Origin of the sequence: uncultured Meiothermus sp. (assembly GCF_937863175.1) — a bacterium.
GTDB lineage: Bacteria > Deinococcota > Deinococci > Deinococcales > Thermaceae > Meiothermus.
Genome location: NZ_CALMCQ010000223.1, coordinates 1 through 3,886, shown reverse-complemented (window position 1 = coordinate 3,886; position 3,886 = coordinate 1). Strand labels below are relative to the sequence as shown.

The following is a 3,886-nucleotide window of genomic DNA, read 5'->3' as shown; positions in this document are numbered from 1 at the left end:
GGGGGCGGAAAACCGGGCTGCTCTGCGAGGTATTGCCCTCAAACAGAATCGGTTGACGGTAGACACCATCGTTCGCCAGGATGTTATAGGCAGCAGCCAGATGCAATGGGGTGATCAGGAAACCCTGTCCGAAGGTGGCATTGGCATACTCGGCTGGCCCCCACCTGTTCACCGGACGGACACTGGGAGCCGCGACCTGCACGGCAATTCGGGGGTAGTAGGAAAGGGGTGGCAGCAGTTCGGCATCCTTGAAGCGCATCTTCTTGAAGAAGTTGTACAGGGTCTCACGCGGGATTCGCTCGGCCAGGAGGGTAATGCCCACATTGGATGAGTATTTAAGTACCTCGCTCAGGGTAAGAGTCTCGGGGTGTTTAACCACATCGTTGATTGTCCAGCCAGCGATACGGCGGCTCATGGGGGCATGGATCCGGGTGGCCAGGTTGACCATATTTTCCTCGAGCAGCACCGCTGCCGTGAGGGGTTTGATGGTAGAACCCGGCTCCAGTGCATAGGCAAAGGCATGGTTGCGCCAGGAGAGGTCTTGCTGGGTGTTGCGTCGGGGTGCGGTGGGGTCGAAGACCGGCCCATTGGCCACGGCCAGCAGCCGTCCGGTTTTACTTTCCATCACCACCACCGTGCCCCAGTCGGCCTGGGAGGTCTCGAGGCCCTTCCACAGGGCTTGTTCGGCAATGGCCTGCACCTGGGGGTCTATGGTCAGACGAAGACTCTGGCCCTGCGACAGCAGTTTTTCCAGGTCGAGCTCGAGGCCCGAGAGCCCCCTGCCCGTGCTGCGCTCGCCAAAACCAATGAGCTGGGTGCCAGAGAGGCCCAGTGGATACAAGCGGGCCTCGTCGGTGGTGCTGAAGGCCAGGGGGGTTCCATCGGAGGCTTCCAGGCGACCGCGCAGCGGAGGCAGTTCCACCACCGCCGCGACAGGCCGCAACAGCAGGCTGGGCGCATTGTGCCACAAGACGTAGAAGCCATACCCCAGCCCCAGCACAAAAGCCAGGAAGGCCAGTATCACCACCCAGCCCCGGCTAAGAGTGGCCTCCCCACCCGTGCTGGAGTCATAATGGTTCAAGGGAGACTCCTTATGCCCCGGCCTGCATTCTCTGCTCTGGGCGATAGGGGGCGGTCCCACCGGGCCAGGCTCATGGGGATGTAGCCGCTGGCCTCGGCCCACTCACGCAGAGCCAAAGGCGAAACCAACTGATAGTGCTGCAACAGGAGCCTGGTTTCCTTGCGGCTGCGGTCGGCCTCCGTGGAGTGGAGTGCCTGCAGGCTGGAGTTTAACTGCTGGTTGTAATGCCCCAGGGCCGTCAGGCCCGCTAGCAGCAGCAAATACACGGTGGACCACCTCAATACTGTTTTCATACAAAGTCTCCATCTATCCTCTTAGCCACCCGCATTTTGGCGCTGCGGGCCCGGGGGTTTTCGCGCTGTTCGGTTTCCGAAGGAACAACGGGCTTCTTGGTAAGTGGCTCCAGGTGCCTCGAGTCGCGCAGGTAGTGCTTGACCAGGCGATCCTCGAGCGAATGAAAGCTGATGATCACCAGCCTGCCATCGGGCCTTAACACCTGTTCAGCACCCCGTAGTAGTTGTCTCAAGGCCCCCAGCTCGTCATTGACGTAAATGCGCAGGGCCTGGAAGCTTTTGCGGGCAGGGTGCCCCGCTTCCCGATAACCGGTGGCCCGGCGGATGATCTCAGCCAACTCGGTGGTGGTGGTAAGGGGACGGTTCTCCACGATGAAGCGGGCGATGCGGCGCGAACGCTGCTCTTCGCCATATTTGTAGAGGATGTCGGCAATTTCCTCCTCGCCAAAGGTGTTTACCACCTCGGCGGCAGTCAGCCCCCCTGAGCCCATACGCATGTCGAGCGGACCTTCGTGCTGGTAGCTAAAACCGCGTTGGGGGTCGTTGAAGTGGAAGCTGGACACTCCTAGGTCTGCCAGGATGCCATCTACCTGGGTGATACCAAGCAGATCTAGCTGGGGCAGGACTTCGCTAAAATTAGCCTCAACCAGGATCAGATCGGGCAAGCCCAGTGCCTTTGCCCGTGCGATGGCCGCAGGATCCTGGTCAAAAGCAATCACTTTGCCGCCCCTCTCCTGGATGCCCCTGGTATGGCCTGCTCCGCCCAGGGTGGCGTCTACATACACCCCACCCGGTCGAACCGCCAGCCAGTCCAGGGCTTCGTGGTAGAGCACTGGGATATGGCTCATACCCCTGAACCTCTGCCAGACTGGGGGCTGGGCCGTTGCAGGCGACTGAACAGGGGCAGCATACATACTTCATCCAATCAGGCCACGCAGAGCCTCGGGAGAGGAGGGGTTCTCGACAAACCGGGTGATGTTTTCCCACCAGCGGCTCTCGCTCCAAACCTCCAGGCGGGTGGGCGCACCCACAATCACAGCATCGCTGGTATGCTCGAGTCCGGCGAATTTGCGCAGGGGAGGGGGTATGGTCACCCTCGAGGCGTTGTCCAGCTGGGTCTTGTGAGCCCCCGAATACAAGAAGCGCACCAGCTCCTGGGCGGGCCGGTCAATCAGGGGCACGTTTTGCAACTGCCGCTCGATGTTGCTCCAGGTCAGCAGAGGGTAGAGGTAGAGGCAGTTCTCGAGGCCACGGGTGATCACCACCCCATCCTCGATAAAAGGACGGAAGGGCTGTGGGATTACAACCCTTCCCTTGTCATCGAGGCTATACTGGTGTTCACCGAAAGGCATCTTGTTTACTCCTGCACGGATTCGGTACTTATAGCTCGCATCTCTACGAACGTTTCCCACCGGGGGGGCTGTTCTGTACCGTAATGTACCACGTTTTCTCCACTTTTTACCACTATCTCCCACTTTTAACCCACCTTTTCCCACATTCTTGGGATTGAATGGGCCGAGTCCCCACAAGTCCGCAACGACCAGTCTGCGGAAGGCTTTAGTTAGAATTAGGATGTCTGGAACGCAAAAAACACTGTTCTGCTCTGCGCTATTTGTCACAGGCGGAAGAGCCGGAAGCAAGCGGAATAAACTGCAAGAAAAGCGTGTGCGACTGGAATAGTGTAGGGTCGGAGTGGAAAAAGGTGAACTGGGTTCACGCTTCGCGCTAAATGTCATCAGGGCCAATTTCGCTTCGCGCTAAATGTCACGGCGCTTCGCGCTATTTGTCATCTTGAGAGCATTGTGAAAAAGATGAGGGGCGAAAACCGGGGCAGAGTGATGAATGAGAACAGGCTCATTATCCGCAGAGTGGTAAAAACATACACCGGAGTGTATAGAAATGCCCCCTATTTCGGGGGCCGGGGGGCGGGTGGATTGTAGCGACGCTCGAGCCAGTGCGCTTTGCGGGCCTGGATGCGGAACTCGTCTAGGTCGCTGCTTGCGGGCTGCTTGAGCCAGTGCTCGATGAGGGCGGCGTACTGCTCGAAAGGGCTGAGGGCGTCATCGAGGATCAGCCCCGCATCGGAAAACCCAGCTTTTCCATGATGGACTCGGTGACATCGCTGGCGTAGCCGGGTTTGTCGGCCAGCAGGGCCTCCCAGGCAGCCCGCTGGTCGGGCTGCACAATGGCCAGGGTAAAGTTAGCCGTGGCCTGGATCGCGCTCTTGCGAATCTTGCTGACCAGCACGTCAATCTGGGCGACAGTGGGCTTCTGGAAGGCAACAGTTTTGCCCTCGGGCGTTTCAAAGGTGTGGAAAATAACGGTTTTTTCGGCCATGTTTGTTCAATCCTCACTCAACCTACTGGGCGATGGCGTCCTGGTCGTTGGACCGTAGACCCAGGTACTGGAAGCCCAGGGTGACGGTTAGCTCGTCGCCGTCTTCTTCGACGTTGTCGAAGTCGCGCTCGGTGAAGATGCAGTCTTGCAGGCTGTCGGTGCGCGGGTTGCCGTC

Annotated in this window: 5 protein-coding genes; all 5 read right to left on the bottom strand. The window is 59.2% G+C overall.

From position 1 onward, the window contains the following. Positions 1-1,081, bottom strand: a 1,081-nt coding sequence (locus tag Q0288_RS08585) for a penicillin-binding transpeptidase domain-containing protein (RefSeq protein WP_299429480.1), incomplete at its 3' end; no start/stop codon positions are given. Then, positions 1,078-1,374, bottom strand: coding sequence for a hypothetical protein (locus tag Q0288_RS08580; protein ID WP_299429479.1), 297 nt, complete (start codon positions 1,372-1,374; stop codon positions 1,078-1,080). The genes Q0288_RS08585 and Q0288_RS08580, both read right to left, overlap by 4 nt. Then, positions 1,371-2,222, bottom strand: coding sequence for a 16S rRNA (cytosine(1402)-N(4))-methyltransferase RsmH (gene rsmH / locus Q0288_RS08575; RefSeq protein ID WP_299429478.1), 852 nt, complete (start codon positions 2,220-2,222; stop codon positions 1,371-1,373). The genes Q0288_RS08580 and rsmH overlap by 4 nt, the downstream gene beginning before the upstream one ends. 69 nt (positions 2,223-2,291) lie before the next feature. Further along, a complete protein-coding gene (gene mraZ, locus Q0288_RS08570; RefSeq protein ID WP_299429477.1) occupies positions 2,292-2,726 on the bottom strand; it encodes a division/cell wall cluster transcriptional repressor MraZ in 435 nt (144 codons plus the stop codon). Positions 2,727-3,444: 718 nt separating this feature from the next. Beyond that, positions 3,445-3,711 (bottom strand): hypothetical protein, encoded by a 267-nt coding sequence (locus tag Q0288_RS08565; RefSeq protein ID WP_299429476.1) that lies wholly within the window; start codon positions 3,709-3,711, stop codon positions 3,445-3,447. Positions 3,712-3,886: the final 175 nt, after the last annotated feature.